The organism is Thiomicrospira sp. S5 (assembly GCF_003991075.1).
Taxonomy (GTDB): domain Bacteria; phylum Pseudomonadota; class Gammaproteobacteria; order Thiomicrospirales; family Thiomicrospiraceae; genus Hydrogenovibrio; species Hydrogenovibrio thermophilus.
Genome location: NZ_CP014470.1, coordinates 921,756 through 945,993 on the forward strand (window position 1 = coordinate 921,756; position 24,238 = coordinate 945,993).

Consider the following 24,238-nt stretch of genomic DNA (forward strand, 5'->3'; position numbering starts at 1 on the left):
TCAGTCGGCTACGTTGTCGATGGGCGCGAGGGATTCCAGGTCCCAGCGCGGTTGGCAGGCAAAGTTTAAATCGTCCGCTTGACCGGCCGCCAAACGTTTTGACCCAGCGTAAGCGATCATGGCCCCGTTGTCGGTGCAGAATTCTAAACGTGGGAAAAAGACTTCGCCGTGGCGTTTGTCCATCAGAGCGCTGAGTTGTTCGCGAATTTCACGGTTGGCGCTGACGCCGCCCGACACCACCAAACGGTTCAAGCCTTCCTGTTCCAAAGCGCGTTTGCATTTAATGCGCAAAGTGTCGGCCACCGCCATTTCGAAGGCTCGGCAAATGTCGGCTTGCGTTTGTTCGGTGGCATCGTTTTCGTTTTTTGCTTTTAACCAAGTGTTCAATGTGTAGGTTTTTAAACCACTGAAGCTCATGTCCAGGCCGGGACGGTCCACCATCGGACGTGGGAATTTGTAGCGGTCCGAAGCACCCTGCAAGGCGCGTTTCGAGACTTCCGGGCCGCCCGGATAGCCCAGCCCGAGCATTTTGGCGGTTTTGTCGAAGGCTTCACCGGCGGCGTCGTCAAGGGTGTCGCCCAGTAAGCGGTAACGACCAATGCCGTCCACGCGGATAATCATGCTGTGGCCGCCGGAGACCAATAAACAAATAAACGGGAATTCGGGCTGGGTGTCTTCCAGCATGGGGGCGAGCAAATGGCCTTCCATATGGTGGACGCCAACGGCGGGAAGCTGCCAGGCAAAGGCCAGACTGCGCGCGACCGCTGCGCCGGAGAGTAGTGCGCCCATTAACCCGGGGCCGCGTGTGTAAGCAATGCCGGTGATGTCTGACGGTTGGATCTGGGCTTTGTCCAATGTTTCACGTACCAGCGGAAGGATTTTACGAACATGGTCGCGCGAGGCCAGTTCCGGCACCACACCGCCGTATTCGGCATGTAATTTGACCTGGCTGTACAGGGAATGTGCCAACAAGCCTTTTTCGGAATGGTAGAGGGCAATGCCCGTTTCGTCGCAAGAAGTCTCAATGCCCAGTGTCAAGGACGGCGTGTTGGTGTCGGTTGTTTGCATAATCAATGGTGGTTGTGAATTGGTTTTATTAAGCGGTGGCCGTTGGGGGATATTCCATCAATTCCATTCCGGCAGCGCTTTTGTTGTTTGAAAGACTCGGAATTTTAACAAAAACACCGGAAATGTCCGAAGTTTTGTTTGCAAAATTAGAAGGTTAATTTTATAATTCGCGTTTTCCTGGTTTTCCTATTGAAAATCGTTAAACGAATTTAAAAGTAAAGAGTAGATTATGCCAAGCGTAAAAGTAAGAGATACCGAACCATTTGACGTAGCCCTACGTCGTTTCAAACGTGCTTGCGAAAAAGCCGGTGTATTGACCGAGTCTCGTAAGCGTGAGTTTTATGAAAAGCCTACTTGGGCTAGAAAGCGCATGAAAGCCGCGGCTGTTAAGCGTCTGGCTAAGCGTTTGTCGCGTGAAAACCGTCGTACGACTCGTATGTACTAAGCATCGGTTTCAGGATTGAATTGATGTCAGAATTAAAAGCGACACTGACTTCCTCGATGAAGGAAGCCATGAAGGCGAAGGAAAAAGAGCGCCTGGCGGTAATCCGTTCCATGCTGGCGGCCATCAAACAAGTTGAAGTGGATAAACAAACCACACTTGAAGACGATGCCGAAGTATTGCCGATTTTGGATAAAATGTTGAAGCAAAGACGGGATTCGCACCAACAATATTTGGATGCGGATCGACCGGAGTTGGCTGAACAGGAAGCCTTTGAGATGACGATCATCCAGGACTTCTTGCCACAAGCTTTGACGGAAGCGGAAATCGCTCAAATGATTGATGAAGCGATTGCGGAAGTGTCTGCCAGCTCCATGCAGGACATGGGCAAAGTCATGGGGCTGTTAAAGCCGAAAATGCAAGGCCGCGCCGATATGGCCGAAGTGAGCAAGTTGATTAAGTCGAAGCTCGGCTAAGCGCTTTTAGTTCAAAAATTGGTTACAATCGTATAAACCCGCAGGTGTGAGCACTGGCGGGTTTTTTGCGTTTAAGGGGTGTGTATTTTTCTGTGGATAAGCTGTGTTCAGATCAAATGAAGGAGCGACGTTAAGTGGCTGGAAAATCGCCTAAGGGCAGTATCCCACGTTCTTTTATCGAAGATTTGCTGGCGCGCGCCGATATTGTGCAAGTCATCAATCAGCGCGTGCCATTGAAAAAGGCCGGTAGCACCTATAAAGCCTGTTGTCCGTTCCACGACGAAAAAACGCCGTCTTTTAATGTCAATCCGCAGAAGCAGTTTTACCACTGTTTTGGTTGTGGCGCCAGCGGGGATGCCATCAAGTTCCTGACGGAATATGACGGTTTGACGTTTGTCGAAGCCGTGGAGACTCTGGCGGCCATGAACGGTATGGAAGTGCCGCGCGAAAAGCTTTCACCGAAAGAAGCCAAACAGCAACAGGCGACGCGTGATTTATACGATGTCATGCATTCGGTCACTAAATTCTACCGCCAGCAACTCAAAAGCCACCCGGCTTCCGAAGAAGCCAAGCAGTACCTCAAACAACGTGGTCTGACGTCCGATATCGCCAAAACCTTCGTCATTGGGTTTGCGCCACCTGGATGGGATAGTTTGGTGTCAGGCCTCAAAGCCGACAATACATTGAAAAAGCAGTTGGTGGAAACCGGCATGTTGGTGCAAAAAGACGATGGTAAGACCTACGATCGTTTTCGCCATCGCATTATGTTCCCGATTCGGGACGGTCGGGGGCGGGTTGTGGCGTTCGGCGGGCGCGTTCTCACCCCGGAAGATCAACCCAAGTACTTGAATTCGCCAGAAACGCCCATATTTCATAAGACATACACGCTTTATGGTCTGTACGAAATGCGCCAGTCGCGCGAAAACCCCGACCATATTCTCGTTGTGGAAGGCTATATGGATGTGGTGGCGTTGGCGCAGTTTGGCATTCGTAATGCCGTCGCCACCTTGGGCACCGCGATTACGGCGGAGCATTTAGATATTCTGTTCCGTCAAGTGAACGAAGTGGTGTTCTGTTTCGACGGGGATGAGGCTGGCAAAAAAGCGGCCTGGAAAGCCTTGGAACTGGCCTTGCCCAATATGGTCGGCACTCGTTCGGTGCGGTTTTTGTTTTTGGACCAGGGCGAAGACCCGGATTCCACTGTTCGCAAAGAAGGCGTGGATGGCTTCAACGCACGGGTCAAGCAATCCATGACCCTGTCCGACTTTTTGTTTAAGGGGTTAATTGGGCGCCTGGGATTGCCATTGACGAGTGCAGAAGGGCAGCAGCAATTAATTGCCCTGGCCAAACCTTACATAACATCCGCGCCGGATGCGATGCCGGATTTGTTAACCAAGATTCTGTCGGATTACGTGGAAATGCCGGTGTGGCGTCTGGGGCAGGTAATGGGCATTCGGGTCTCGTCGACGGCGAAGACGTCAGCGAAACGATCCGAAAAACCGGTGAGTTTAAAAGCGACCAGCGTGGTGTTGAAATTGATTCGCTTGCTGTTGGCTCGGCCTTCGTGGGGCGGCGTGTTTTCCGAGGCTTTGATTGCGGATTTGAAGCGCTCCGATAATGCCGAATACCGCTTTTTGGCACAATTGGTACAGGTATTGCAGGCCAATAATTATGTGCCGGAAGCCGTCACGGCCTGGTTGGGTGAAGCCCCGCGTGAACGGGTGTTGAAGCAGGTTCACGGCATTGAAATACAAAACGACGATACGTTTATCGAAAATGAATTTAAAGCCATCGTGCTGAGAATTGGAACCGAGCTGCAGAAAGAGCGCGACAGAAAGGCCCTGACGGAAAAGTTAATGGGCAAAAACGATTGAGATTCGCGCGGTTTAATTCAGTCTGTTTCCAGGTTTGATTTTGATGAAAATTCAAAATCTTATTGAAAATCTAGTATAATATTCTGTTCTATTTTTTGGAGGGTTCGGTTCCTTCCTTAGAATCTAAAATTGAGGCAAAGATGACAAGAGTAGAAAGAAAGCAGCAGTTAATCGACTTGATTGAAAGAGCCAAGGATCTGGGTTACTTGACGTTTTCCGACGTGAACGATGTTCTGCCGGATGACATCGAGGAAGATCAGCTTGGACAAGTATTAACGATTCTAAGGGATTTCGGGATTCAATTGTTCGAATCCGCGCCGGACTCCGACGAACTTTTGACCAAAGAAGGTGAAACCTTCGACGATGCCGCCGCTGAGGCCGCGATTTTGGCACTGGCGGAAGTCGATGCCGAATTCGGTCGTACCACCGATCCGGTGCGTATGTACATGCGCGAAATGGGGTCGGTCGAACTGTTGACGCGTCAGGGCGAGGTTGAGATTGCCAAGCGTATCGAATACGGCATCCGCGACATGCTGGAAGCCATGGCGAAATACCCGGTGGTTGCGACCGATTTGTTGAACTCTTTCTCTCGCATCGACGAAGGGGAAGGGAAAACCGCCGACTTGATTCAAGGGTTTGTGCGTCCGTCAGACCTGGTGGATATTCCGATTGAAGAATTGTCGCCGGATAACGATTCCGGTGAACCGAAAGAAGACGGTATCAATCAGGAAGAGCTGGACGAGTTCTTGAAAAATCTCGACAAGCTGAATACCGAAACGTTAAAGATGGAGGCCGAAAAAGGCTATTCCGATCCGAAGTCGGTCAAGCAGCGTGCGAAAGTCGTTGAATTGTTGGCGACGGTCAAATTGTCGCCGGTGTTCGTCAACCGTACGATCAAGACCATCAAAATGAAAATCGCCGGCATTCGCGAGCAGGAGCGTAACATCGTAAACGCGGCGATGCGTCAAGCCGGTGTGCCGCGTCCTAGCTTCTTGAAACTGTTCGTCGGTTCCGAAACCGATTACGAATTGATTGATCGTTTGAAAGAAGCGCATTCGGATAAAGCTGATGCGTTGGAAGCGGTGCGTTCCGAAGTGAAGCGGGCGCAAAAGCGTTTGGCGATGATTGAAAAATCGGAAAAAATGCCGATCAACGAATTCAAAACCATCTACAAGGATTTGAGCAAGGCCGAGAGTCAGGCACGTGTCGCCAAGCGTGAAATGATTGAGGCCAACCTGCGTCTGGTTATTTCCATCGCCAAAAAATACACCAACCGTGGTCTGCAATTCCTGGACTTGATTCAGGAAGGCAACATCGGCTTGATGAAAGCGGTGGAAAAGTTCGAATATCGTCGTGGTTACAAGTTCTCCACTTACGCGACTTGGTGGATTCGTCAGGCCATCACCCGTTCGATTGCCGACCAGGCGCGTACCATCCGTATTCCGGTGCACATGATTGAAACCATCAACAAGCTGAACCGAATCCAGCGTCAGTTGTTGCAAAAAATGGGTCGTGAACCGACGCCGGAAGAACTGGCCGAAGAAATGGAAATGCCGGAAGACAAGGTTCGCAAAGTGATGAAAATCGCCAAAGAACCGATTTCCATGGAAACCCCGGTCGGCGACGATGAAGATTCCTCATTGGGCGACTTTATCGAAGATTCCAATATCCTGTCTCCGCAGGATTCCGCCGATTTGGAAGGCATGGGCGAAACCGTTCGTGAAATGCTCAGCACCTTGACGCCGCGCGAAGCTAAAGTGTTGCGTATGCGTTTCGGCTTGGGCATGAACACCGACCACACGTTGGAAGAGGTTGGTAAACAGTTTGACGTAACGCGTGAGCGTATCCGTCAAATCGAAGCCAAAGCCTTGCGCAAACTGCGCCACCCAAGCCGTGCCGAGCGTTTAAAAAGCTTTTTGGACTGATTTCCAAACCGCCTAAAACACGGCAAACATTATGGGCTCGTTCGTAATGGGCCTCTGAAAAACCACCAGGCCTGGTGGTTTTTTCATTTCTTTCCAACGTTTTCATTTCTGACCTGTTCTCGCCTCTAACGCCATTTTATTCGGTCAATGAATCACGCATTTCATTCGAAATAACTCTTATGGAAGTATTCGGGTGGAAACCCTATAATGGAAAAACCTTACTTTTATTTGGAGTATCACCATGCGTGCGCAAGCCAAGCAACCCCAAACCTCTCTGAGCTTCGGCTTGATATTGACCTGTCTTATGGTCATTCTCCCCACTTATGCGTTTTCGGATACCCTTCGCATCGCGACCGATGAATGGTGCCCTTACGACTGCATTCCCAGTCAAAACCAAGGCAAGGTCGGTTATTTGGGCGATTTGATGGAGGAGGCACTGAAAGCGAGAGGGCATGAGGTGGAGTTTGTCGAGGTTTCTTATTACCGAGGTTTGCAACTGATTAGAGAAGGCAAGCTGGACGGCACCATGGCCTGCTTCCGAGAAGAAGCGCCGGATTTCGTGTTTCCCGATTTTCCGTTAGGGATGTGTATTAGGGGCTAAAGCAACAGCACCTTTTTCAGTCAGAAAGACGCGTCCTGGCGTTATACCGGAACCGACTCGCTCAAGCAAGCGAAAATGATCGGCATCATCAAAGGGTACGATTATGTGGATCCGACGGTGATGGACTACATTAATCAAAATCCGGAAAATGTTCTGGCCATTACCGGCGAAAAGCCTCTGGAAAGATTGATTGAAATGCTCATCAATGGCCGTTTGACCGCCATCATTGAAGATAAAATCGTCTTGGAATATAAGGCCAAACAAATGGGCAAATCGGACCAAGTGAAAGTGTCCGGCACCACCAGCGCGGTGATTGATGTTTACAGCAGTTTCTCGCCGAAAAACCCTAAGTCCGAGGAATACGCCAAAATTCTCTCGGAAGAAACCCTGAAAATGCGAAAAAGCGGTCGTTTACAAGAATTGCTGGAGCGTTACGGCATTCAAGATTGGCAAGCACAATAAAGAATGATGACTTAAATGCGTGGCTTACTGAATCGTTATCGCCAATCCATTGCGCTCCACCTGTTGACCGTCATCTTCGGGTTTTATTTTTTGGTGGCGGTATTGGTGACGGTGATTCAGCTTTACAAAGAATACGAAAACACCAAAAAAGAGTTTTATGAAGAAATCCAAACCTTACCGGCCACCTTTGGTAAGGGCATTTCCGATTCGGTTTGGACGTACAATCAAGAACTGTTGCGCTCCATTTTACAAGGCATGTACAACCTTCCCATCGTGGTGGGGGTTAAAATCGAATCGCTCGACCACAAGATGGACTTGCAGATCGGCACCGTATTCAATGAACAAAACGAAGTCACCTACTTTGACTCGATGGGCAACCCCACTGAGCAGCAGCTTTTCGGCCTGGGCGCCAAATCGCTTTTCGATTACCAATTCCCCATTCATTATCAAGGCCCGGCGTTTGACGAAGATATTCCCTTAGGAAAGGTGACACTTTATTCCAATGACCATCTGGTATTCGAACGGGTCAAATACGGCTTCTTTCTGATTCTGATTAACTCCTTAATCAAAACCTTCGCGCTTTGGTTCATTATTTATTTCTTCATCAGAAAATATTTAGGGCGCCCGCTGCAGGAATTCACCCTGAAGATTCAGCAGCAAAACACTCAATCCCCGCAGTCCATTGACTTGGAAATTCCGTGGACGGATAAAAATGAACTGCTTATTTTAAAAGACAGTTACAATCAAATGATCCGGCGATTGAACGGTCATCAACACGAGTTGTTAAAGCTGAACCAAGAGCTGGATGAAAAGGTCAAGGCTCGTACGCTCGATTTAGAACAGGCCAAAGAAAGCGCGGAAAAACTGGCGTACAGCGATCCGCTAACACAGCTCAGCAACCGCCGTGCGTTTTTTGATTTTGGGCAACGGATGTTGGATCAAGCGTATCAGCAAAAAATGCCGTTGAGTTTGATTATGTTGGATATCGATTATTTTAAAAAACTCAACGACACCTATGGCCACGCTTTGGGGGACAAAGCATTGCAAGCGTTTGCCAACACGCTTCAAAACCATCTACGTCCGGCCGATTTGTTGGGTCGGTTAGGCGGGGAAGAATTTGCGGTGCTGTTGCCTAATACCGCTGAAACGGAAGCATTGGCTATAGCGCAAACTCTTCGCCAGCAAATCAGTCAAATCGAGTTAGAACATAATCAGCAGTTTATTCAATTTACCGTCAGTCTAGGGGTGGTTGAAAGTAACCGGGAAAGCGCCAATATCGATGGACTACTTGCTCAAGCGGATAAAGCGCTGTATGTCTCAAAAGATAAAGGGCGCAATCAGGTCACCGCGTATTCTGAAATCGACCATGATTCGATGCCATAAACCTTGATAAGGCGTCCTTGCGAAATAGGATTAGCGCCCTGTTTTTGAGTGCGTTTTATGAGAGCGATTTGGGTGCTCGCCAAAAAACATGATGAAAACCCTGTTATTTTCTTTATAATATCGTCCTTTTCAATCGCTGTATCTGTCATCCTGTATCAATCAGGATTTCAAAAATTGCACGTCAATCTGCCTCCTTAGCTCAGTTGGTTAGAGCACCCGACTCATAATCGGTAGGTCCTGTGTTCAAGTCACAGAGGAGGCACCATTTTCATTCATGGTCTTTTTTGTTTCATGAGTGTGTTTGTCTAGCACCAGTTTAGTGCGTTTTAGAATGGTACTCATCTGTACTTTTTAACTTAACCTTTCAAAATCAATCGCTTAATTCTATGGCATGCAAAATGCTTGCAGATTTGCACATAATTTTATTATTACTAAATTTAACTTTCATAATAATGTGTGAATCGACTGAATAATCACCAGGCCTGGCGGTTTTGGGAAATCAGTGGATTAAGTGAGGCGAAGATGGTGAAAACAAATAAGGCAACCGGTTTGTTCCGGCATGACGATGCAGCCTTGCCGAATGCGTTGGCATTTGGGTATGTGTTATTGACCTATGGATTCGGGTTGTATTTTATGCTGTCCGATTCGGGCTGGCTGAATGCGGTGGGGGTTTTGGCGCTGGCGCATTCGATGGTGATTGCGGCCTACTTGATTCATGAAACGGCGCATTTGAGTTTGTTCCGGAAAAAGGAGCATAACCAGTGGTTTGCAGAAATTCTGTTGTGGATTACCGGCACCAGTTATTCGCATTTCGACGATATTCGTAATAAACATAACCGCCATCATATCGACCGGGCGGATGTGGTGTCGTTCGACTTTCGTCCGTTGTTGGAAAAGCATCCACGATTTTTGAAACTGTTGAAAACTCTGGAATGGTTTTACATTCCGGCGTTGGAAGTCTGGATGCATTTTCTGGTCATCGTCTTGCCGTTCATTAAAGAAAGCCGTCGTTCCAGACGGGCGCGCGTGGTGTTCTTTTTGGTCGTTCGCGTGGCGTTTTTCTGGGCGCTGGCTTCGGTGTCGATCGATGTGTTGTGGCTGTATCCGATTGCGTATTTGATGTTCTTGACGGTGATGCGCTTTATGGATGTGCATCAGCATACTTATGAGGTGTATGAAACTCTGGATCAAAAGCGCGGGCCGGAAGCGCGTCTGCGCGACGCTCAGTTCGAGCACGACAATACCTATTCCAATCTGCTGTCGGAAAAGTATCCTTGGGTGAACTTGCTGGTGCTGAATTTCTGTTACCACAATGTCCATCATGACAGCATGTTGCAGCCCTGGTATCGATTGCCGAAATTGCACCAGGAATCCTATGGCGATGATGATCGTCAAGTGCTGACGTTCCGCCACCTCATGAAAAGTTTCCACCGTTATCGTGTGCCGCGCATTTTAAACGCCGACCCTGTCAATTTGCCGGTGAAGCAGGATGAAGGCGAGAGCTTTATCGGTGTGGATGGCGTGTCTTTCCTGACCGCGCATTAAAACGAGATTGGAGCGAATATGACCCAAGTAACCAAATTTTGGCCAATTCTCACCGGCCGTCATACCTATGAAAAAACCTTGTCCACGCGTGGGCGCGGACAGGGTGAAATCATTCAGGCGCCGATTTTGGCCTATTTGATTGAAACCAAAAACGGTCGCATTCTGTTTGATGTGGGCTGTGATTATCAAAAAATTCAGCAAAAAGAGCAGCGTGCCCATTATTACGAGCACGACGGTTTTCCATTCGGGCCACCGGAAATGGATGAGGAAGAACGTTTGCCGAATCGTTTGCAGGAACTGGGGTTGAAAACCGAAGATGTGGATTTGGTGTTTTGCAGTCATTTGCATTTCGACCATGCCGGCGGCTTATGCGAATTCTGCCATGCCGAAGTGCATGTCCACGCTCAGGAAATGGCGGCGGCGAAAGAGCCGGCGGACGATGCTTATTTTGCGTCCGATTTCGAGTTGCCCTTGAATTGGAAGTTGCAAACCGGCGAGTACGAGTTAACCGACGGAGTCAGCGCGATTGAAACTCCGGGCCATACTGCGGGGCATATGTCGATGCTGGTGGAGTTGCCGAAAGGTCCGCCGATTTTGTTGGCAGGCGATGCGGCGGACTTGACGGAGAATATCGAAGACGAAGTCGCGCCCGGTTTGTGCTGGCAGGATAACGAGCAATTGGCGATCGAGAGTATCCGTAAATTGAAATACCTCAGTGAAAAACAGCAGGCGGCGCTTTGGCCGAATCATGATTGGGCATTTTTCCAGCGCCATAATCGATTCCCGAACTTTTTCGAATAGAAAGGCGGAGCCGTCAGGCCCGCTTTACGTTAGTAACTTACCCGGCAGCGTCACGCTGTCTTTTTTTTGGATGATGGATTTTTAAGGATTTTAGGTTATGGAACTTGTCGCCACGGTGGTGCTGTTTTTTTCCTCGGTGTTATGGGGCCTGGCTTGGTTGCCGTTGAAGTATTTGCATGAAATGGGGTTTGACGGGATTCCGCTGACCTTGTTTTTGTACACCATTATGTTGGTGGTGATTTTGCCGTGGATTTGGCGCAAACGTTCGGAAATTCGCCCGTCCTGGAAAATCTTGCTGGCCATCGGTGTGCTGGGCGGCGGGGCGCAGTTGGCGTTCAATACCGCGATGATTTACGGCGAAGTGATTCGGGTCATGGTGCTGTTTTATCTCTTGCCGGTTTGGGGTGTGATTGGCGGCCGTCTGTTTTTGGGGGAAGCCATCGACCGGGTGCGTTGGTTGGGATTGGGGCTGGCGGTGTCCGGCGCCTTCTTGGTGGTGGGCGGTTGGAAAGCCCTGGAATCGCCGCCGTCCTGGATTGATGCGCTGGCGCTGTTGTCCGGTTTTTTGTTTGCCATGAATAACATTGCTTTCCGAGTGTCGCCGAAGGTGGATGTGTCGCTGAAGTTGGCCTTTATGTTCGGCGGTTCGGTGTTGATGGCCAGCGGGGTCATTCAGGTGATGTCCTTGCCGACCTTGCCGGATGTCAGCCTTCAGGCCTGGGGAATTTTGTTCTTGTTCGGCGCGGTTTGGATGATGATGGCCAACCTCGGAACGCAATGGGCGGTGACGCACATGGAAGCCGGACGTTCTTCAATCATCATTATTATGGAGCTGGTGACGGCGGTCTTGTCGGCCAGTATTCTGTTGAATGAAACCATGAGTCCGACGGAAATGGTCGGCGGCTTGTTAATTGTGGTGGCCGCGTTCCTGGAAGCACGTCGTGCAAACGGGCACTGAATTGCACCATATGAAAAATATTTGACCCAAAGTAATGCGATTTAACCGATCTTAGGGTTGGTTAAAATCACGTTATTTTTGTTATATTGTTGAAAAATAAAGACAAAAAGTTTTTTGGTTCGACCTGTGTTTATAAATTATTACCTTTCTCTTAAATTGTAATAACTAAGGTGGTGTAATCATGTTCTCATATAAAAAGCTATTAGGTGGTCTTGCGGGGCTGTTGCTTTCCGTTCAAGCGATGTCGGTCAGTGCCGAGCCGTTGAAGATTGGATACAGTGACTGGCCAGGATGGGTGGCTTGGCAGGTCGCAATCGAAAAAGATTGGTTTAAAGAAGAAGGCGTGGACGTCAAATTCGAATGGTTTGACTATGTGGCGTCAATGGATGCCTTCGCGGCCGGACAGTTGGACGCGGTTGGCATGACCAACGGTGATGCGTTGGTAACCGGTGCGACCGGTGCGCGCAGCGTCATGTTCTTAATGAACGACTACAGTAACGGTAACGATATGGTGATCGGTGCGCCGGGCATTGAATCCGTTAAGGATTTGAAAGGCAAGAAAGTCGGCGTGGAAGTCGGTTTCGTGAGCCACCTGTTGTTGCTGAACGCTTTGAAAGCCAATGGCATGAGCGAAGGTGATGTGGAGTTGGTGAATGTGCCGACCAATGAAACCCCACAAGTCTTGGCGTCCGGTCAAGTGGATGCGATTGTCGCTTGGCAACCAAGCTCCGGTTCGGCATTGAACTTGGTACCGGGTTCGAAAGCCATCTATACCAGTAAGGATGAGCCAGGTTTGATTTACGATATGTTGTGTGTCTCGCCAAGCAGTTTGTCGGCGAATCGCGACGATTGGGTAAAAGTGGCCAAAGTCTGGTATCGCGTTGTGGACTTCATCAAGGATCCGAAGCACTATGACGAAGCCATCGAAATCATGTCTTCTCGTGTCGGTCTGTCTCCGGACGAGTACAAAGGGTTTGTGGACGGCACCAAAATCCTGACCTTGGAAGAAGCGAAGAAACACTTCCAAAAAGGGGATGGTTTCAGTTCTCTGTATGGTTCGACGCAATTGTCTGATGACTTCAACGTCGCCAACAAAGTTTACGATACGCCACAAGACGTGAACGCTTATATTGACCCTTCCATCACAACGGGTCTGTAATCGGCTGAACGGCTGAAGCGGACTCAAAAGGCCACTGGTTCCAGTGGCCTTGTCTTTTAACACCTCTCTGTTTTCTGTTATTCGCAACGTACCTGATATGGGGTAAGGGCTGCGGCTGACTTGAAAACCGAGTTGAAGGAGAAAACCATGAAGTTATGGCATGACCTGACGTGGGAAGAAATCGGCGAGTTGGTCGAACAGGGTATGGATGCCGCATTGCTGCCGGTCGGTGCGACCGAGCAGCATGGCCCGCACCTAGGGTGTGGCATGGATTCGGAAATTGCCCGCCACTTGAGTGAGCAGGTCTCGGCCAAAACCCAGGTTGCGGTGCTGCCGACTTTGCCTTACGGCTGTTCCATCGGGCACTCGCATCGCTGGCCGGGCACCATTGCCTTGCAGCCGAAAACCTTGATTGATGTGGTTAAGGAAATCGGCGATTGGGTGGCGGCTTCCGGGTTCAAGCGCCTGTTCATTCTCAACAGTCATGTGTCCAATTTCGCACCGTTACGCTGCGCGTTGGAAATGCTGCGTGCCGAACACGACGGCTTTATGGTGGCGCTGATTAATTCGTCCACCGTCAGTGAACGCGTCAAGGCGCGGCATTTCGACGATGCCGAGGATTGGCACGCTAATGAGGCGGAAACGTCATTGATGATGGCGTTGGCGCCGAACCTGGTGCGGGACGATAAGTTAGCAACCAGTGATGACCCGGATCGGACGGAAGACTGCGTGTTTTCCCATCCGGTGAATCGCACCAGTTTGAATGGCGTGACCGGAAAACCGAGCGACGCTTCGGTTGAAAAAGGCCGGGAGCTGTTCGATTGGATGGTGGATGACCTCAGCGCTCTGGTGATGAAAGGTTTACAAGAAGAGGCGCCTTTGCCTCACGGCTATTTTGATCAAACAAAGGGATAAAAGGATAAACAAATGAATTCGAAAATTGATGTGGATGCCATGCAACGCCGCTTAAAGGACATGGGCATCAAATATTGTTTGGGCGCTTACGTGGACATTCACGGGATACCGAAAGGCAAATTCGTGCCAATCGATCATTTGCACCATATGGTGGAAGGGTCGGAATTGTACACGGGGTACGCGCTGGATGGTTTGGGGCAGATGCCGAACGACGATGAAATCGCTTCGGTGCCGGATCTGGACAGTTTGATTCAACTGCCTTGGCAACCGGAGGTGGCTTGGATGGCGGCCGACAATACCTTGCACGGCGAGCCTTATGAAATCAACACGCGTGTTGCTTTGAAGAAAGTCTTGGCGGAAGCCGAAGAAATGGGCTTTGGGTTTAACCTCGGCATCGAGTGCGAGTTGTTCGTGCTGAAAGAGGAAGAAGACGGCTCCTTGTCCGTACCGGATAAGGACGATAAGCTTATCAAGCCGTGTTACGACGTGCGCAGCTTTATGAACCGCTTCAGCTGGCTGGATAAGATGGCGACCACCATCAACGATTTGGGCTGGGATTTGTACTCGCTCGATCATGAAGACGCCAACGGTCAGTATGAATTCGATTTCAAATTCAGTGATGCGCTGACCATGTGTGACCGTTTTATTTTCTTCCGTTACATGGCGAAACACTATGCGCAGGAAGAAGGCTTGCTGGCGACCTTTATGCCGAAGCCGTTTGCAAATAAAACCGGTAACGGGGCGCATTTCAATATGTCGCTGTTCGATAAGGATACCGGCGAAAATGTCTTTGCCTGTGATCCGAAAGACGATCCGCGCGGTTTGGGCTTGACCGAAATCGGTTATCACTTCATCGCCGGTGTTTTGAAGCACGGTCCGGCTTTGTGTGCGGTTTTCTCGCCGACGGTCAACAGTTACAAGCGCTTGATTCGCCAAGGAGCGATGGCAACCTTCTCCTGGGCGCCGGTGTTCAATTCCTTCGGTTCCAATAACCGAACCAATTCGGTGCGAGTGCCGATGGGCGGCGGGCGTTTCGAGTCGCGTAATGCCGACGGCTCGGTGAATCCGTATCTGGCGGCGACGTTGGTGTTGGCGGCCGGTTTGCAAGGGGTGCGTGAGAAATTGGATCCTGGTATGCCGCAGGAAGACAATCTGTATGAGTTGTCGGAAGCCGAGCGTTTGGAAAGAGGCATTGAGTTCTTGCCGCAAAACCTGGCGGAAGCGGTGGAAGCCTTTGCGGCAGATCCGTTTGTCGAGGAAGTGCTGGGTTCCGAACTGCGCAACGAGTTCATTAAATACAAAACCGAAGAATGGGAGGAGTACCACCGCACGATTTCCGAATGGGAAATCAAGCGTTACAGCCACTTGTTCTGATTGGCTGTATTCGATTCATTCTGTTCAGCTCGGGCCAAGGCGGGAAATCGCCAGGCCTGGGCGTTTTGGTTATTTGACCACGGTCCAGCTGACGTCGTTCTGATTCAGCGCTTTGGTGACCGCTTCCGGCATCGGTTGGTCGGTGATCAATAAATCCACGTCTTCAAACCCGCAAACTCGTTCCAATTTCCCCAATCCGAATTTTGAATGGTCCGCCAGTATCGATGTTTGGCGTGAGCGTTTAATCATTTCCCGTTTTAACGCGGCCACGTCTTGGTCGTACTCGGTAATGCCTTCCAATGTAATCGAGCCGCAGCTCGAAAAACAATGATCGGCATTGAATTGCTGGACGGCGGAAACCGTCGCGGCGCCATAGCAACTGCCTTCCGATGCACGGTATTGGCCGGGCAGCATGATGATTTGATGGGTCGGGTTTTCCGACAGCGCGATGGCGATGGAAAAGCTGTTGGTGATGACCGTCAGTTCCTTTTTGGTGATGGCGAGGCGATTCGCCAGAAAGGTGCAGGTCACGCTGGAATCGAACATTAACACTTGCCCGTCGCTCACTTGCTTTTCCGCTTCCTTGGCGATGCGCATACGCTCTTCCGGAAAAATATTCTTGCGTTGATTCAGTACGCCTTCCTTGGCGGTCGACATATTCGCGGCACCGCCGTGGGTACGCTGCAACAGCGATTGTTCGGCTAAAGCATCAATGTCGCGTCGAATGGTTTCGATGGAGACATTGAATTCCTGCGCCAATTCGGAAATCAGCACCACCGGCTTGATTTGCAGCAGATGCAAGATGCGTTCGTGCCGTTGGTTTTTGTTTAAACGAGCGGGAGCGATGGGTTGCATGTCGAAGTCCGTAACAATTGATTTGTGCTTATCTTACCGTATTTAGGTGGAATATTTTGTGGTGATTACAACATTTTTATGTAAATTTTGGTGCAAAAGCGGGCATAAAATGTGGCATTAATATGGTTCATATTGAGATGAAAAATATTAATATGTTGATTTAAATGAATTATTTTTTATTTGGGTGCATGTTTGCTTTTTTGCTCAAAACCAAGTTTTTGTGGTTTTTACCAATTTTATTGATGTCTCATAGGAGGTTTGCAATGGCAAGTTCTAATTTTGGAAGACGTGATTTTCTGAAAGCTGCAGCGGCAATGTCGGCGACGGCGGCAATTCCAGGGTTGTTTCCAGGGGTGGCGAATGCCGCTCGTACCAACGAATTGAATATTTTGGTGTGGGAAGGTTACAACTCGGACAATGTTCTAGACCCGTTTCGTCGTGAGTTCGACACCAAAGTGTCGGCGGAAAACGTCATTTCCGACCCGGATGCCGTGAATAAACTGCGCGCCGGCGAAACCAAGGTATGGGATTTGATTAACCTGAACAACCCTTGGGCACGGGAACTTCTCTATCCGGAAGGGTTGATCAAACCACTGGATCAGGAACGGTTTAAACCCTATTTCGACAAGATGATGGACGAGTTCAAGTGGCCTTACAAGTGGGCCATGAGTCTGGACAACAAAGAGCTGTTGGGGATGACGCAACGTTTCGGGCCTTTGTCTTTTGTAGTGAACACCGATGTGATTTCGCGCCCGATGGCGGAAGACCAAGGGTTCAACCTGTTTATGGATCCTAAGATGAAAGGGCGTTACGGGATTCTGACCTGGGCGAACTGGAACATCTACCACATGTGTATCACGGCCGGCTTCTCGCCGTTCAGAAAACACACCAAGGAAGAAATGCAGAAGTTCAAGGAAGTGGCGACTTACATCTTCAAAAACGCCAAGCTGGCGTCGGATGACCATTTGGCGATGAACCAGGCCTTGATTACCGGCGAAATCGACGCTTACTTTACCGGCGGAACCTATTCGTGCTCCGTGGCGCGTTACGACGGTTTCTCAAATGTTCGAGGCATTACGCCGAAAGAAGGGCCGATTGATGGCAAGGGTGGGATTGTCTGGGTGGAAGTGACGTCCATCGTGAATAACCCGAACCTGTCCACCAAAGCGGAAGATTTCCTGGAGTACGTGCAAAGACCGGATGTGTCCAAGAACGTAGCGTTTGCGGAAGGGTCTCATAACCCGGTTACCCAAATGGGGATTCCGGAAGTCATGAACGCTTTCACCAAGAAAGAATTGGATGCGATTCAGTTCGACAGCCTGGAATGGGAGTTGGAGCATTGCGCCGATTACGACGTGAACCCGGATTACGCCGAAATGTTGGAGCTGTACACGGCCGCGCGTCGTGAAGCGAAAGGATAAATCGTAATTGAAACTGGCGGGCACGTCTAACGTGCCCGGCTTGAAAGAGAGATGGACTATGGATCAAGAAACGGTTCTGAAGTTAAAAGACGTCGACAAATTCTTTAACGATTTTGTGGCGGTCGACCGAATCAATCTCGATGTGAAAGACGGTGAATTTTTTACCATCGTCGGGCCGTCGGGCAGTGGGAAAACCACCATGATTCGTATGTTGGTCGGCATGGACAAACCGACAAATGGCGAAATTTCGCTGCGAGGCAAGGTCATCAACGACGTGCCGGCCAATAAACGGCCGACCTGCATGGTGTTCCAGTCTCTGGCGCTGTTTCCACATAAAACGGTCGGTGAAAACATCGAGTTCCCGATGAAAATCAAGGGCGAACTCAAGAATTACCGCAAGGCACGAGCCATCGAGTTGCTCGAGCAATTGCACCTGTCGGAAAGTTATTACGACAAGATGATTACCGAATGTTCGGGTGGGGAAAGACAACGTGTCGCTTTGGCGCGTGCCCTGGCATTCGACCCGGAGATTTTGTTCTTCGACGAACCTTTGTCGGCACTGGATTACCGTCTGCGTAAGACGCTGGAAAAAGAGCTGAAAGACATTCAACGTAAGACCGGCAAAACCTTTATTTACATCACCCACTCATTGGAAGAGGCGATGGTGATGAGTGACCGCATCGGCATTATGCGCCGCGGTCGACTGATTCAAGTGGGCACGCCCGAAGAAATCTACAACAGCCCGGTGAATGGCTTTGTGGCGCAGTTCATGGGTGAGGTCAATCAATTTGAAGTGGATGTGCGCGGCGACGAACTGGCCGACTCGAAAATGTTGGCGACCTACCGTTCGCCGAATCCGGCTTACGACAATTCTTCGGGCATTCTGATTGTGCGTCCGGAAGACATGCGTTTGCTGTCGCCGGAAGACACGGCGGAAAACGAACTGGAAGGCACGTTGGTGAACCAGTATTCGCTGGGCTCACGCACCCAATACCAAGTGATGGTCAACGGCAAGACGCTGCTGGTGGAAATGCTCGGTGCCGGTGTTGATGTATCCGAAGGGGATGAGGTTAAGGTGGGCTGGTCCACCGACAGCGCCATCCTGTTGAAAGAATAAGGTGTGTTATGAAAACGACATCCGTAAAAGAAGAAAGCAGCGCCGAAACGCCTAAGCGTTTTCGCCAGGCCTGGCTGAAAGACTGGTTGAAGCAGACCGGGTTCTTGTTGTCGCTGCCGGTGATGATTCTGTTTTTCGCCGGCTTCATCGGGCCTTTACTGTTGGTCGGCATCTACAGTTTCATGCCGTCGAAAGAATTCGGACTGGACCATCTGCCGACGCTGGAAAACTACGCCGATATTTTCAGCAGCAGTTATTACCTGTCGTTCGGTTGGTCGCTGATTCTGGCGTTGGTGACCACGGTGTTGTTGATTCTGATCAGCTGGCCGGTCGCCTATGGTTTGGCGAAAAGCTTTAAGCGCTCGATGATTTTGACGCTGATTTTGGTGTTGCCGTTATTCGTATCGGAAAACGTGCGTCTGTTCGGCTGGGTGCTGATGCTGGTGAATCACGGGGTGCTGGACGGCTCCCTGAACGCCATGTTCGGCGTGGATTTGCCGAGTTTGCTGTACAACGTGCCGGTGATTCTGCTGGGCCTGTTGTACACCTATCTGCCGTTCATGTTGTTCCCGATGGTGTTGGGCATTTCCATGATTCCGGAATCCTGTCGCGAGGCCAGTTTTGACATGGGCGCCAACCGCTGGCAGGTGTTCAAGGAAATTGAATTGCCGCTGGCGATGCCGGGCATTCTTATCGGTTCCCTCTTGACCTTCGTGTTGGTGATGGGGTCGATTTCCGAAGCCAAAATCTTGGGCGGCCAATCCATCATCATGATTTCGCACGATATCGAAACCGCGTTTACCTATGCGCAGAACTGGCCGTTAGGATCCGCATTGGCGACCCTGTTGATTTTGTTGATCGGGGCTTTGGTTCTGACTCTGTTGTCGAAACTGGATTTAGACCGTTTGTTCGGTCGTAAGAAATAAGGAAATCGTATGTCAGCCATGTATCAAAGTCGATTCACCTCCGCCAACCAGAAGCTGATGCGCTGGTGGACGGTGATTGTCATTTTGTTCCTGTATATGCCGATGCTGGCCGTGGTGTTGGCATCTTTCTCGAAGATCAAGTTTTTCATGTTCCCGGTGAATATTTGGTCGACCAAATGGTATGAATCGGTCTTCAATTCTTTGTCGATTCGGGAGTATGTTTTCACTTCTTTGAGTATCGCCGCCGTGGTCACCGTGATTTCGGTGGTGATGGCCATTTTTGGCGCCCTGGCGTTTGCGCGTTATGACTGGAAAGGGCGCAGCATCTACCAAAAAATGATTCTGTTGCCGATTTTCTTTCCGCAGGCGGTGTTGGGCTTGGCGATTCTGTTGTGGACGTCCTCATTAGGCATTACGCCGACCTGGCACACCGCGATTTTCGCGCACCTGGTGTGGATTGTGCCGATCGTCACACTGGTCATCGCCATTCAGGTCTACGGTTTCGACCCGTCGGTGGAGGAAGCGGCTTATGACCTGGGCGCATCCCGTGTGCAGGTCTTCAAGGAAATAACTTTGCCGATTCTGTGGCCGGGCATTTTTTCCGGTGCCTTGTTCGCTTTCTTATTGTCCTGGGGGAATTTCCCGCTGTCCACCTACACCACCGGGGCCGATCAAACCGCGCCGGAATGGCTCTACGCCAAAATGGTGGCCGGTTATACCCCGCAGGTTCCGGCATTGGGATCGCTGACCGTGTTGATGGCAGCAATCATTCTGTTCGGCAGTTATTGGCTGGGCATGCATTTTAAAAAGAAAAAACAACGAGCAAAGACGTGAGGTAGCCGTAAGGATCTATGTTTGAACAAATGAGTTATGACGCGCAACTGGCCTATCTGCAAGGCGTTGCGGAAAAAGCGTTGCAAAAGTGGGCGCTGCCCGAACCGACCGGTTTGAAGCTGTTGAGTTTGTCGGAAAACGCCACTTACCGTGTCGATTTACCGGATCGTGATCCGTTGATTTTGCGGGTACACCGCACCGACTACCATTCCCGCGATGGGATTCAGACCGAGTTGGATTGGATGAAAGCCTTGCAGGAAGACGCCGGTATCCAAACGCCACAGTCCATCGACGGTCGTGACGGTTCCGCGATTCAGGAAGTGGTGTCGGCGGCTTTGGACGAAGTGCGTTATGTGACGTTATTTCATTTTATCGACGGCGACGAACCGGATGAATCGGACCTGATCGAACCCTTCAAAAAGTTGGGCGAAGTCACCGGAAAAATGCACAACCACGCACGCGGCTGGACGTTGCCGAGTTATTTTGACCGTTTGGTGTGGGATTACGATGGTTGCATCGGCGACACGCCCAATTGGGGCGACTGGCGAAAAGGGCCAGGCCTGAAGCCGGAAGATGTCGGAACACTGGAAGCGGTCTCCGATTTGATTAAACAGCGGCTGGCGGCCTTCGGGCAATCGCCGCAACGTTTCGGCTTGATTCACTCCGATATTCGCTTGGCGAATCTGCTGATTTGCGGTGACGACACCCGAGTCATCGATTTTGACGATTGCGGGTTGGGCTGGTTTTTATATGACTTGGCATCTGCGGTCAGCTTTATCGAAACCAACCCTGGGTTGGATAAGGTGATTGACGCGTGGGTGGAAGGCTATCGACGTAGCGCATCGCTTTCCGAAGAAGAGGAACGGGAAATTCCGACCTTCATCATGATGCGGCGTTTAACGTTATTCGCCTGGCTGGGCTCGCACCCGACGGCGGATTTGGCTCAGGAGTTAGGCGATTCATTCGCACAGGGTACGGTGGAGTTGGGTAACGCCTACCTGACACAATTTCAATCATAACGCAGTGATTTAATGTAAGGATTTGACTAATGGCAAGTGAACAAAAACAGGCCTTTTTAGAGAGAACCAAAAAGGTTTGGAACCCGGGGAAAACCCAGGATTGGATCGATACCGGCGTCGATATTGTCATCGACCGACGCGAAGGCTATTGCTTTTGGGATATGGACGGGCACCGTCTGATCAATATGCATTTGAACGGCGGGGTCTATAACCTCGGGCATCGCAACCCGGAAGTGATTCAGGCGGTGACCGACGCCATGGCGCATTTCGACATCGGTAACCACCATTTTCCGTCTTTGATGCGTACCGAACTGGCGGAAAAACTGCTGGCGACGGCACCGGACAATATGCAATACGCCATCTTTGCCAGCGGCGGAGGTGAGGCGATCGACATCGCTTTGAAATCGGCACGCCATGCCACCGGCAAGAAGAAAATCGTGTCGTTGCAGAACTGTTACCACGGTCATACCGGTCTGTCGGTGAAAACCGGCGCGCCGCGTTTCAATGAGATTTTCTTAACCGAACCCGAAGCCGACCAGTTCGTTCAGGTGCCGTTTAATGATTTGGACGCAATGGAAGAAGCGTTGTCCGGGCGGGATGTGGCTTGTGTCATCATCGAAAGCATTCCGGCGACTTACGGTTTCCCGATGCCGGCACCCGGCTATTTACAAGCGGTGAAGACCCTGTGTGAAAAATACCAGGCCTTGTATGTGGCGGATGAAGTACAGACCGGCCTGATGCGAACCGGCCAGATGTGGTGTTGCACCGGCTATGGTGTGGAACCGGATTTACTGGTCACCGGTAAAGGCTTGTCCGGCGGGATTTATCCGATTGCCGCGGTGTTGGTGACCGAGCAGTCCGGCCAATGGTTGACCGAAGACGGTTGGGCGCATATGTCCACTTTCGGTGGCTCGGAAATCGGTTGCGCGGCCGCCATCAAAACCTTGGAAGTGGCGCAGCGCCCGGAAACATTGGAAAACATTCAACGTATCAGCGATTATTTTGATCAGGCGCTGGCCGATTTGCAGGCCAAGTACCCGGATTTCTTCGTCGGTGTTCGTAAGAACGGCCTGGTGATGGGGCTGGAATTCGATTACCCGAGAGGGGCTGAACTGGTGATGCAGGAACTTTATAAACAGGGCGTTTGGGCGATTTATTCTGCGCTGGACCCGAGAGTGTTGCAGTTCAAAGCCGGTTTGTTGATGTCGTTGGAGTTATCGAAAGAGGTCATGGACATTCTGGAATGTTCCATTGACGCAGTGGTGAAATCGTTACCGAAGACCTAAGCCGTTATTGAAGTCGTTTAAAAGGAGGTTATATGTTGACATCCATTCAAGGAAAAACCGTTTTAATCACCGGTGCCAGTAAGGGCATCGGGCGTGGCATTGCCAAAGTGTTCGCCAAGCAAGGCGCCAATACCGTCATCGTAGCGCGGCATTTAGACGCCGCTCAAGCCGTGGCCGATGAATTAAAGGCCGCCGGTTACGAAGCCATGGGCGTGGCCGCCGATGTGGCCGACAAGGCTTCATTGCAATCCGCGGTGCAAACCGCGGTTGAAGCCTACGGCGGTTTGGATATTCTGTGTGCCAATGCCGGGATTTTCCCGTCCGCCAGTTTGGAAGAAATGACCGAAGAGGATTGGGATACGGTGATGAACACCAACCTGAAAGGGACATTGTTCAGTGTGCAAACCTGTTTGCCGGAATTGAAAAAATCCGGGGCCGGACGGGTGGTGATTACGTCGTCGATTACCGGGCCGATTACCGGATTCCCCGGCTGGAGCCATTATGGTGCCTCCAAAGCCGGGCAGCTCGGTTTTATTCGCACCGCCGCCATCGAATTGGCGAAATACGGTATCACTGTGAATGCCGTCATGCCGGGCAATATTTTGACCGAGGGTCTGGAAGACATGGGCGACGATTACCTGACGCAAATGGCTTCCTCGATTCCGCTGAAACGTTTGGGGTCGGTTGAGGACATCGCCAATGCCATGTTGTATTTCGCGTCGGAAGAAGCGGGTTACGTCACCGGGCAAACCATCGTCGTCGACGGCGGACAAGTGTTGCCGGAATCTCTGGAAGCGGTCGGTTAACCGCTAAACGGATTGGGATAACATTATGTGTCAATGCGGCCAACATACGATTCATGCGCTGGGCAAACAGCAAAGCCATTGCGGATGGGATTGTGATAATCGTCCGGAATTGACGGTGGTGTCCGGCGATTGTCTCGACATAGAGGTGCACGATGCGTCGGGCGGTCAGTTATCGTTGGATTCCGGCGTGGACGATGTCATTAATTTCGATTTCGATCGAATCAACCCAGTCACCGGACCGGTTTGGGTGGAAGGGGCCGAACCCGGCGATGCCTTGAAGGTCACGTTGCTGGATTACGAGCCGTCCGGCTGGGGCTGGACCGCCAATATTCCGGGATTCGGGCTATTGGCGGACGAGTTCGAAGACGCGGCCTTGCATCTTTGGCAGTATGATCCGGACAGCTTGTCGCCGGCGTTATTCAATGAATTTGCGAAAGTGCCCTTGAAACCCTTTGCCGGCACCATTGGCGTGGCGCCGCCGGAAAAAGGGTTTCACAGCATCGTACCGCCGCGGCGTTGGGGCGGAAACATGGATATTCGTGACCTTGCCAAAGGCAGCGAGCTTTGGTTGCCGGTCGGTGTTGAAGGCGCCTTGTTCTCCATCGGCGATACCCACGCCGCGCAAGGCGACGGTGAGGTGTGTGGCACCGCGATTGAAAGTCCGATGACGGTATCGGTGAAGCTGGAGTTGGAAAAAGCGCAGAATCTGCCCGCGCCGAAATTTGCCACACCGGGGCCGGTCACGCGCCATTTGGATGCCGAAGGGTATCACGTCACCACCGGCGTCAATCATGACTTGATGACCGCCGCCCGCGATGCGGTGCGTTACATGATCGACGAGTTGCAAAAACAGCATCAGTTGGCGGCGATGGATGCTTATATGTTGTGCAGTGTGTGCGGCGATCTGAGAATCAGTGAAATCGTCGATGCCCCCAACTGGATCGTCTCGTTTTATTTTCCGAAATCGGTTTTCTCATAGGTTTTTCGCAAT

At 50.8% G+C, this 24,238-nt stretch carries 23 protein-coding genes and 1 tRNA gene; 22 read left to right on the forward strand and 2 right to left on the reverse strand.

The window, feature by feature from the left end; genetic code table 11:
• Positions 1-1,068, reverse strand: a complete 1,068-nt coding sequence (tsaD, locus tag AYJ59_RS04145) for a tRNA (adenosine(37)-N6)-threonylcarbamoyltransferase complex transferase subunit TsaD (RefSeq protein WP_127119316.1) — start codon at positions 1,066-1,068, stop codon at positions 1-3.
• A gap of 229 nt (positions 1,069-1,297) precedes the next feature.
• Here tsaD and rpsU point away from each other — a divergent pair, with 229 nt between their 5' ends.
• From rpsU to glnT, 14 genes are all read left to right on the forward strand, one after another.
• Complete coding sequence (gene rpsU / locus AYJ59_RS04150) at positions 1,298-1,513, forward strand: 30S ribosomal protein S21 (protein ID WP_011371230.1); 216 nt, start codon at positions 1,298-1,300, stop codon at positions 1,511-1,513.
• Between the two features lie 23 nt (positions 1,514-1,536).
• Entirely contained in the window at positions 1,537-1,986 is a 450-nt protein-coding gene (locus AYJ59_RS04155) for a GatB/YqeY domain-containing protein (RefSeq protein ID WP_127119317.1), read from the forward strand.
• A gap of 134 nt (positions 1,987-2,120) precedes the next feature.
• Positions 2,121-3,860 (forward strand): DNA primase, encoded by a 1,740-nt coding sequence (gene dnaG, locus AYJ59_RS04160; protein WP_206197897.1) that lies wholly within the window; start codon positions 2,121-2,123, stop codon positions 3,858-3,860.
• 140 nt (positions 3,861-4,000) lie between these two features.
• Entirely contained in the window at positions 4,001-5,785 is a 1,785-nt protein-coding gene (gene rpoD / locus AYJ59_RS04165) for an RNA polymerase sigma factor RpoD (protein ID WP_029938749.1), read from the forward strand.
• A 241-nt stretch (positions 5,786-6,026) separates the two neighbouring features.
• A complete protein-coding gene (locus AYJ59_RS04170; protein WP_127119318.1) occupies positions 6,027-6,386 on the forward strand; it encodes a hypothetical protein in 360 nt (119 codons plus the stop codon).
• 75 nt (positions 6,387-6,461) lie between these two features.
• Positions 6,462-6,848 carry a transporter substrate-binding domain-containing protein gene (locus AYJ59_RS04175; RefSeq protein WP_127119319.1) on the forward strand — a complete coding sequence of 129 codons (387 nt, stop codon included), beginning with the start codon at positions 6,462-6,464 and terminating at the stop codon, positions 6,846-6,848.
• Positions 6,849-6,863: 15 nt separating this feature from the next.
• Positions 6,864-8,231, forward strand: coding sequence for a diguanylate cyclase (locus AYJ59_RS04180; protein ID WP_127119320.1), 1,368 nt, complete (start codon positions 6,864-6,866; stop codon positions 8,229-8,231).
• A gap of 188 nt (positions 8,232-8,419) precedes the next feature.
• Positions 8,420-8,496: transfer RNA gene (locus AYJ59_RS04185), tRNA-Ile, on the forward strand.
• A 257-nt stretch (positions 8,497-8,753) separates the two neighbouring features.
• The gene (locus tag AYJ59_RS04190; protein ID WP_127119321.1) at positions 8,754-9,776 is read left to right on the forward strand and encodes a fatty acid desaturase; all 1,023 of its coding nucleotides are present in this window, start codon (positions 8,754-8,756) and stop codon (positions 9,774-9,776) included.
• An 18-nt stretch (positions 9,777-9,794) separates the two neighbouring features.
• A complete protein-coding gene (locus tag AYJ59_RS04195; protein WP_127119322.1) occupies positions 9,795-10,577 on the forward strand; it encodes an N-acyl homoserine lactonase family protein in 783 nt (260 codons plus the stop codon).
• 97 nt (positions 10,578-10,674) lie between these two features.
• Entirely contained in the window at positions 10,675-11,535 is an 861-nt protein-coding gene (locus AYJ59_RS04200) for a DMT family transporter (protein WP_068649300.1), read from the forward strand.
• A 181-nt stretch (positions 11,536-11,716) separates the two neighbouring features.
• Positions 11,717-12,694 carry an ABC transporter substrate-binding protein gene (locus AYJ59_RS04205; RefSeq protein WP_127119323.1) on the forward strand — a complete coding sequence of 326 codons (978 nt, stop codon included), beginning with the start codon at positions 11,717-11,719 and terminating at the stop codon, positions 12,692-12,694.
• Positions 12,695-12,841: 147 nt separating this feature from the next.
• Positions 12,842-13,609 (forward strand): creatininase family protein, encoded by a 768-nt coding sequence (locus AYJ59_RS04210; protein ID WP_127119324.1) that lies wholly within the window; start codon positions 12,842-12,844, stop codon positions 13,607-13,609.
• A gap of 12 nt (positions 13,610-13,621) precedes the next feature.
• Positions 13,622-14,983: a type III glutamate--ammonia ligase gene (gene glnT / locus AYJ59_RS04215; RefSeq protein WP_029938737.1), complete on the forward strand. Its 1,362-nt coding sequence runs from the start codon at positions 13,622-13,624 to the stop codon at positions 14,981-14,983.
• Positions 14,984-15,052: 69 nt separating this feature from the next.
• Here the strand turns inward: glnT and AYJ59_RS04220 are convergent, their stop codons facing one another.
• Positions 15,053-15,838 carry a DeoR/GlpR family DNA-binding transcription regulator gene (locus AYJ59_RS04220; protein ID WP_127119325.1) on the reverse strand — a complete coding sequence of 262 codons (786 nt, stop codon included), beginning with the start codon at positions 15,836-15,838 and terminating at the stop codon, positions 15,053-15,055.
• Positions 15,839-16,101: 263 nt separating this feature from the next.
• On the opposite strand from AYJ59_RS04220, the gene AYJ59_RS04225 reads away from it, so the two are divergent.
• From AYJ59_RS04225 to AYJ59_RS04260, 8 genes are read left to right on the forward strand one after another with little or no spacing between them, the layout of a single operon-like run.
• Entirely contained in the window at positions 16,102-17,259 is a 1,158-nt protein-coding gene (locus tag AYJ59_RS04225) for an ABC transporter substrate-binding protein (RefSeq protein ID WP_051673416.1), read from the forward strand.
• 58 nt (positions 17,260-17,317) lie between these two features.
• Positions 17,318-18,376: an ABC transporter ATP-binding protein gene (locus AYJ59_RS04230; protein ID WP_029938734.1), complete on the forward strand. Its 1,059-nt coding sequence runs from the start codon at positions 17,318-17,320 to the stop codon at positions 18,374-18,376.
• 8 nt (positions 18,377-18,384) lie between these two features.
• On the forward strand, positions 18,385-19,302 hold the full coding sequence (locus AYJ59_RS04235) for an ABC transporter permease (protein ID WP_127119326.1): 918 nt from the start codon (positions 18,385-18,387) through the stop codon (positions 19,300-19,302).
• A gap of 9 nt (positions 19,303-19,311) precedes the next feature.
• Positions 19,312-20,136, forward strand: coding sequence for an ABC transporter permease (locus tag AYJ59_RS04240; protein ID WP_206197898.1), 825 nt, complete (start codon positions 19,312-19,314; stop codon positions 20,134-20,136).
• Positions 20,137-20,153: 17 nt separating this feature from the next.
• Positions 20,154-21,155 (forward strand): phosphotransferase enzyme family protein, encoded by a 1,002-nt coding sequence (locus tag AYJ59_RS04245; RefSeq protein WP_127119327.1) that lies wholly within the window; start codon positions 20,154-20,156, stop codon positions 21,153-21,155.
• Between the two features lie 29 nt (positions 21,156-21,184).
• Positions 21,185-22,441 (forward strand): class-III pyridoxal-phosphate-dependent aminotransferase, encoded by a 1,257-nt coding sequence (locus tag AYJ59_RS04250; protein WP_029938730.1) that lies wholly within the window; start codon positions 21,185-21,187, stop codon positions 22,439-22,441.
• A gap of 32 nt (positions 22,442-22,473) precedes the next feature.
• Positions 22,474-23,247, forward strand: coding sequence for a 3-oxoacyl-ACP reductase FabG (gene fabG / locus AYJ59_RS04255; protein WP_029938729.1), 774 nt, complete (start codon positions 22,474-22,476; stop codon positions 23,245-23,247).
• A gap of 25 nt (positions 23,248-23,272) precedes the next feature.
• Positions 23,273-24,226, forward strand: coding sequence for an acetamidase/formamidase family protein (locus tag AYJ59_RS04260; RefSeq protein WP_127119328.1), 954 nt, complete (start codon positions 23,273-23,275; stop codon positions 24,224-24,226).
• Positions 24,227-24,238 lie beyond the last annotated feature (12 nt).

What these genes read in the sequence shown, in the direction of transcription:
- tsaD (WP_127119316.1), bottom strand. Translation starts at nt 1,068, where the DNA reads ATGCAAACAACCGACACCAACACGCCGTCCTTGACACTGGGCATTGAG.
- rpsU (WP_011371230.1), top strand. Translation starts at nt 1,298, where the DNA reads ATGCCAAGCGTAAAAGTAAGAGATACCGAACCATTTGACGTAGCCCTA.
- AYJ59_RS04155 (WP_127119317.1), top strand. Translation starts at nt 1,537, where the DNA reads ATGTCAGAATTAAAAGCGACACTGACTTCCTCGATGAAGGAAGCCATG.
- rpoD (WP_029938749.1), top strand. Translation starts at nt 4,001, where the DNA reads ATGACAAGAGTAGAAAGAAAGCAGCAGTTAATCGACTTGATTGAAAGA.
- AYJ59_RS04170 (WP_127119318.1), top strand. Translation starts at nt 6,027, where the DNA reads ATGCGTGCGCAAGCCAAGCAACCCCAAACCTCTCTGAGCTTCGGCTTG.
- AYJ59_RS04175 (WP_127119319.1), top strand. Translation starts at nt 6,462, where the DNA reads ATGATCGGCATCATCAAAGGGTACGATTATGTGGATCCGACGGTGATG.
- AYJ59_RS04180 (WP_127119320.1), top strand. Translation starts at nt 6,864, where the DNA reads ATGCGTGGCTTACTGAATCGTTATCGCCAATCCATTGCGCTCCACCTG.
- AYJ59_RS04190 (WP_127119321.1), top strand. Translation starts at nt 8,754, where the DNA reads ATGGTGAAAACAAATAAGGCAACCGGTTTGTTCCGGCATGACGATGCA.
- AYJ59_RS04195 (WP_127119322.1), top strand. Translation starts at nt 9,795, where the DNA reads ATGACCCAAGTAACCAAATTTTGGCCAATTCTCACCGGCCGTCATACC.
- AYJ59_RS04200 (WP_068649300.1), top strand. Translation starts at nt 10,675, where the DNA reads ATGGAACTTGTCGCCACGGTGGTGCTGTTTTTTTCCTCGGTGTTATGG.
- AYJ59_RS04205 (WP_127119323.1), top strand. Translation starts at nt 11,717, where the DNA reads ATGTTCTCATATAAAAAGCTATTAGGTGGTCTTGCGGGGCTGTTGCTT.
- AYJ59_RS04210 (WP_127119324.1), top strand. Translation starts at nt 12,842, where the DNA reads ATGAAGTTATGGCATGACCTGACGTGGGAAGAAATCGGCGAGTTGGTC.
- glnT (WP_029938737.1), top strand. Translation starts at nt 13,622, where the DNA reads ATGAATTCGAAAATTGATGTGGATGCCATGCAACGCCGCTTAAAGGAC.
- AYJ59_RS04220 (WP_127119325.1), bottom strand. Translation starts at nt 15,838, where the DNA reads ATGCAACCCATCGCTCCCGCTCGTTTAAACAAAAACCAACGGCACGAA.
- AYJ59_RS04225 (WP_051673416.1), top strand. Translation starts at nt 16,102, where the DNA reads ATGGCAAGTTCTAATTTTGGAAGACGTGATTTTCTGAAAGCTGCAGCG.
- AYJ59_RS04230 (WP_029938734.1), top strand. Translation starts at nt 17,318, where the DNA reads ATGGATCAAGAAACGGTTCTGAAGTTAAAAGACGTCGACAAATTCTTT.
- AYJ59_RS04235 (WP_127119326.1), top strand. Translation starts at nt 18,385, where the DNA reads ATGAAAACGACATCCGTAAAAGAAGAAAGCAGCGCCGAAACGCCTAAG.
- AYJ59_RS04240 (WP_206197898.1), top strand. Translation starts at nt 19,312, where the DNA reads ATGTCAGCCATGTATCAAAGTCGATTCACCTCCGCCAACCAGAAGCTG.
- AYJ59_RS04245 (WP_127119327.1), top strand. Translation starts at nt 20,154, where the DNA reads ATGTTTGAACAAATGAGTTATGACGCGCAACTGGCCTATCTGCAAGGC.
- AYJ59_RS04250 (WP_029938730.1), top strand. Translation starts at nt 21,185, where the DNA reads ATGGCAAGTGAACAAAAACAGGCCTTTTTAGAGAGAACCAAAAAGGTT.
- fabG (WP_029938729.1), top strand. Translation starts at nt 22,474, where the DNA reads ATGTTGACATCCATTCAAGGAAAAACCGTTTTAATCACCGGTGCCAGT.
- AYJ59_RS04260 (WP_127119328.1), top strand. Translation starts at nt 23,273, where the DNA reads ATGTGTCAATGCGGCCAACATACGATTCATGCGCTGGGCAAACAGCAA.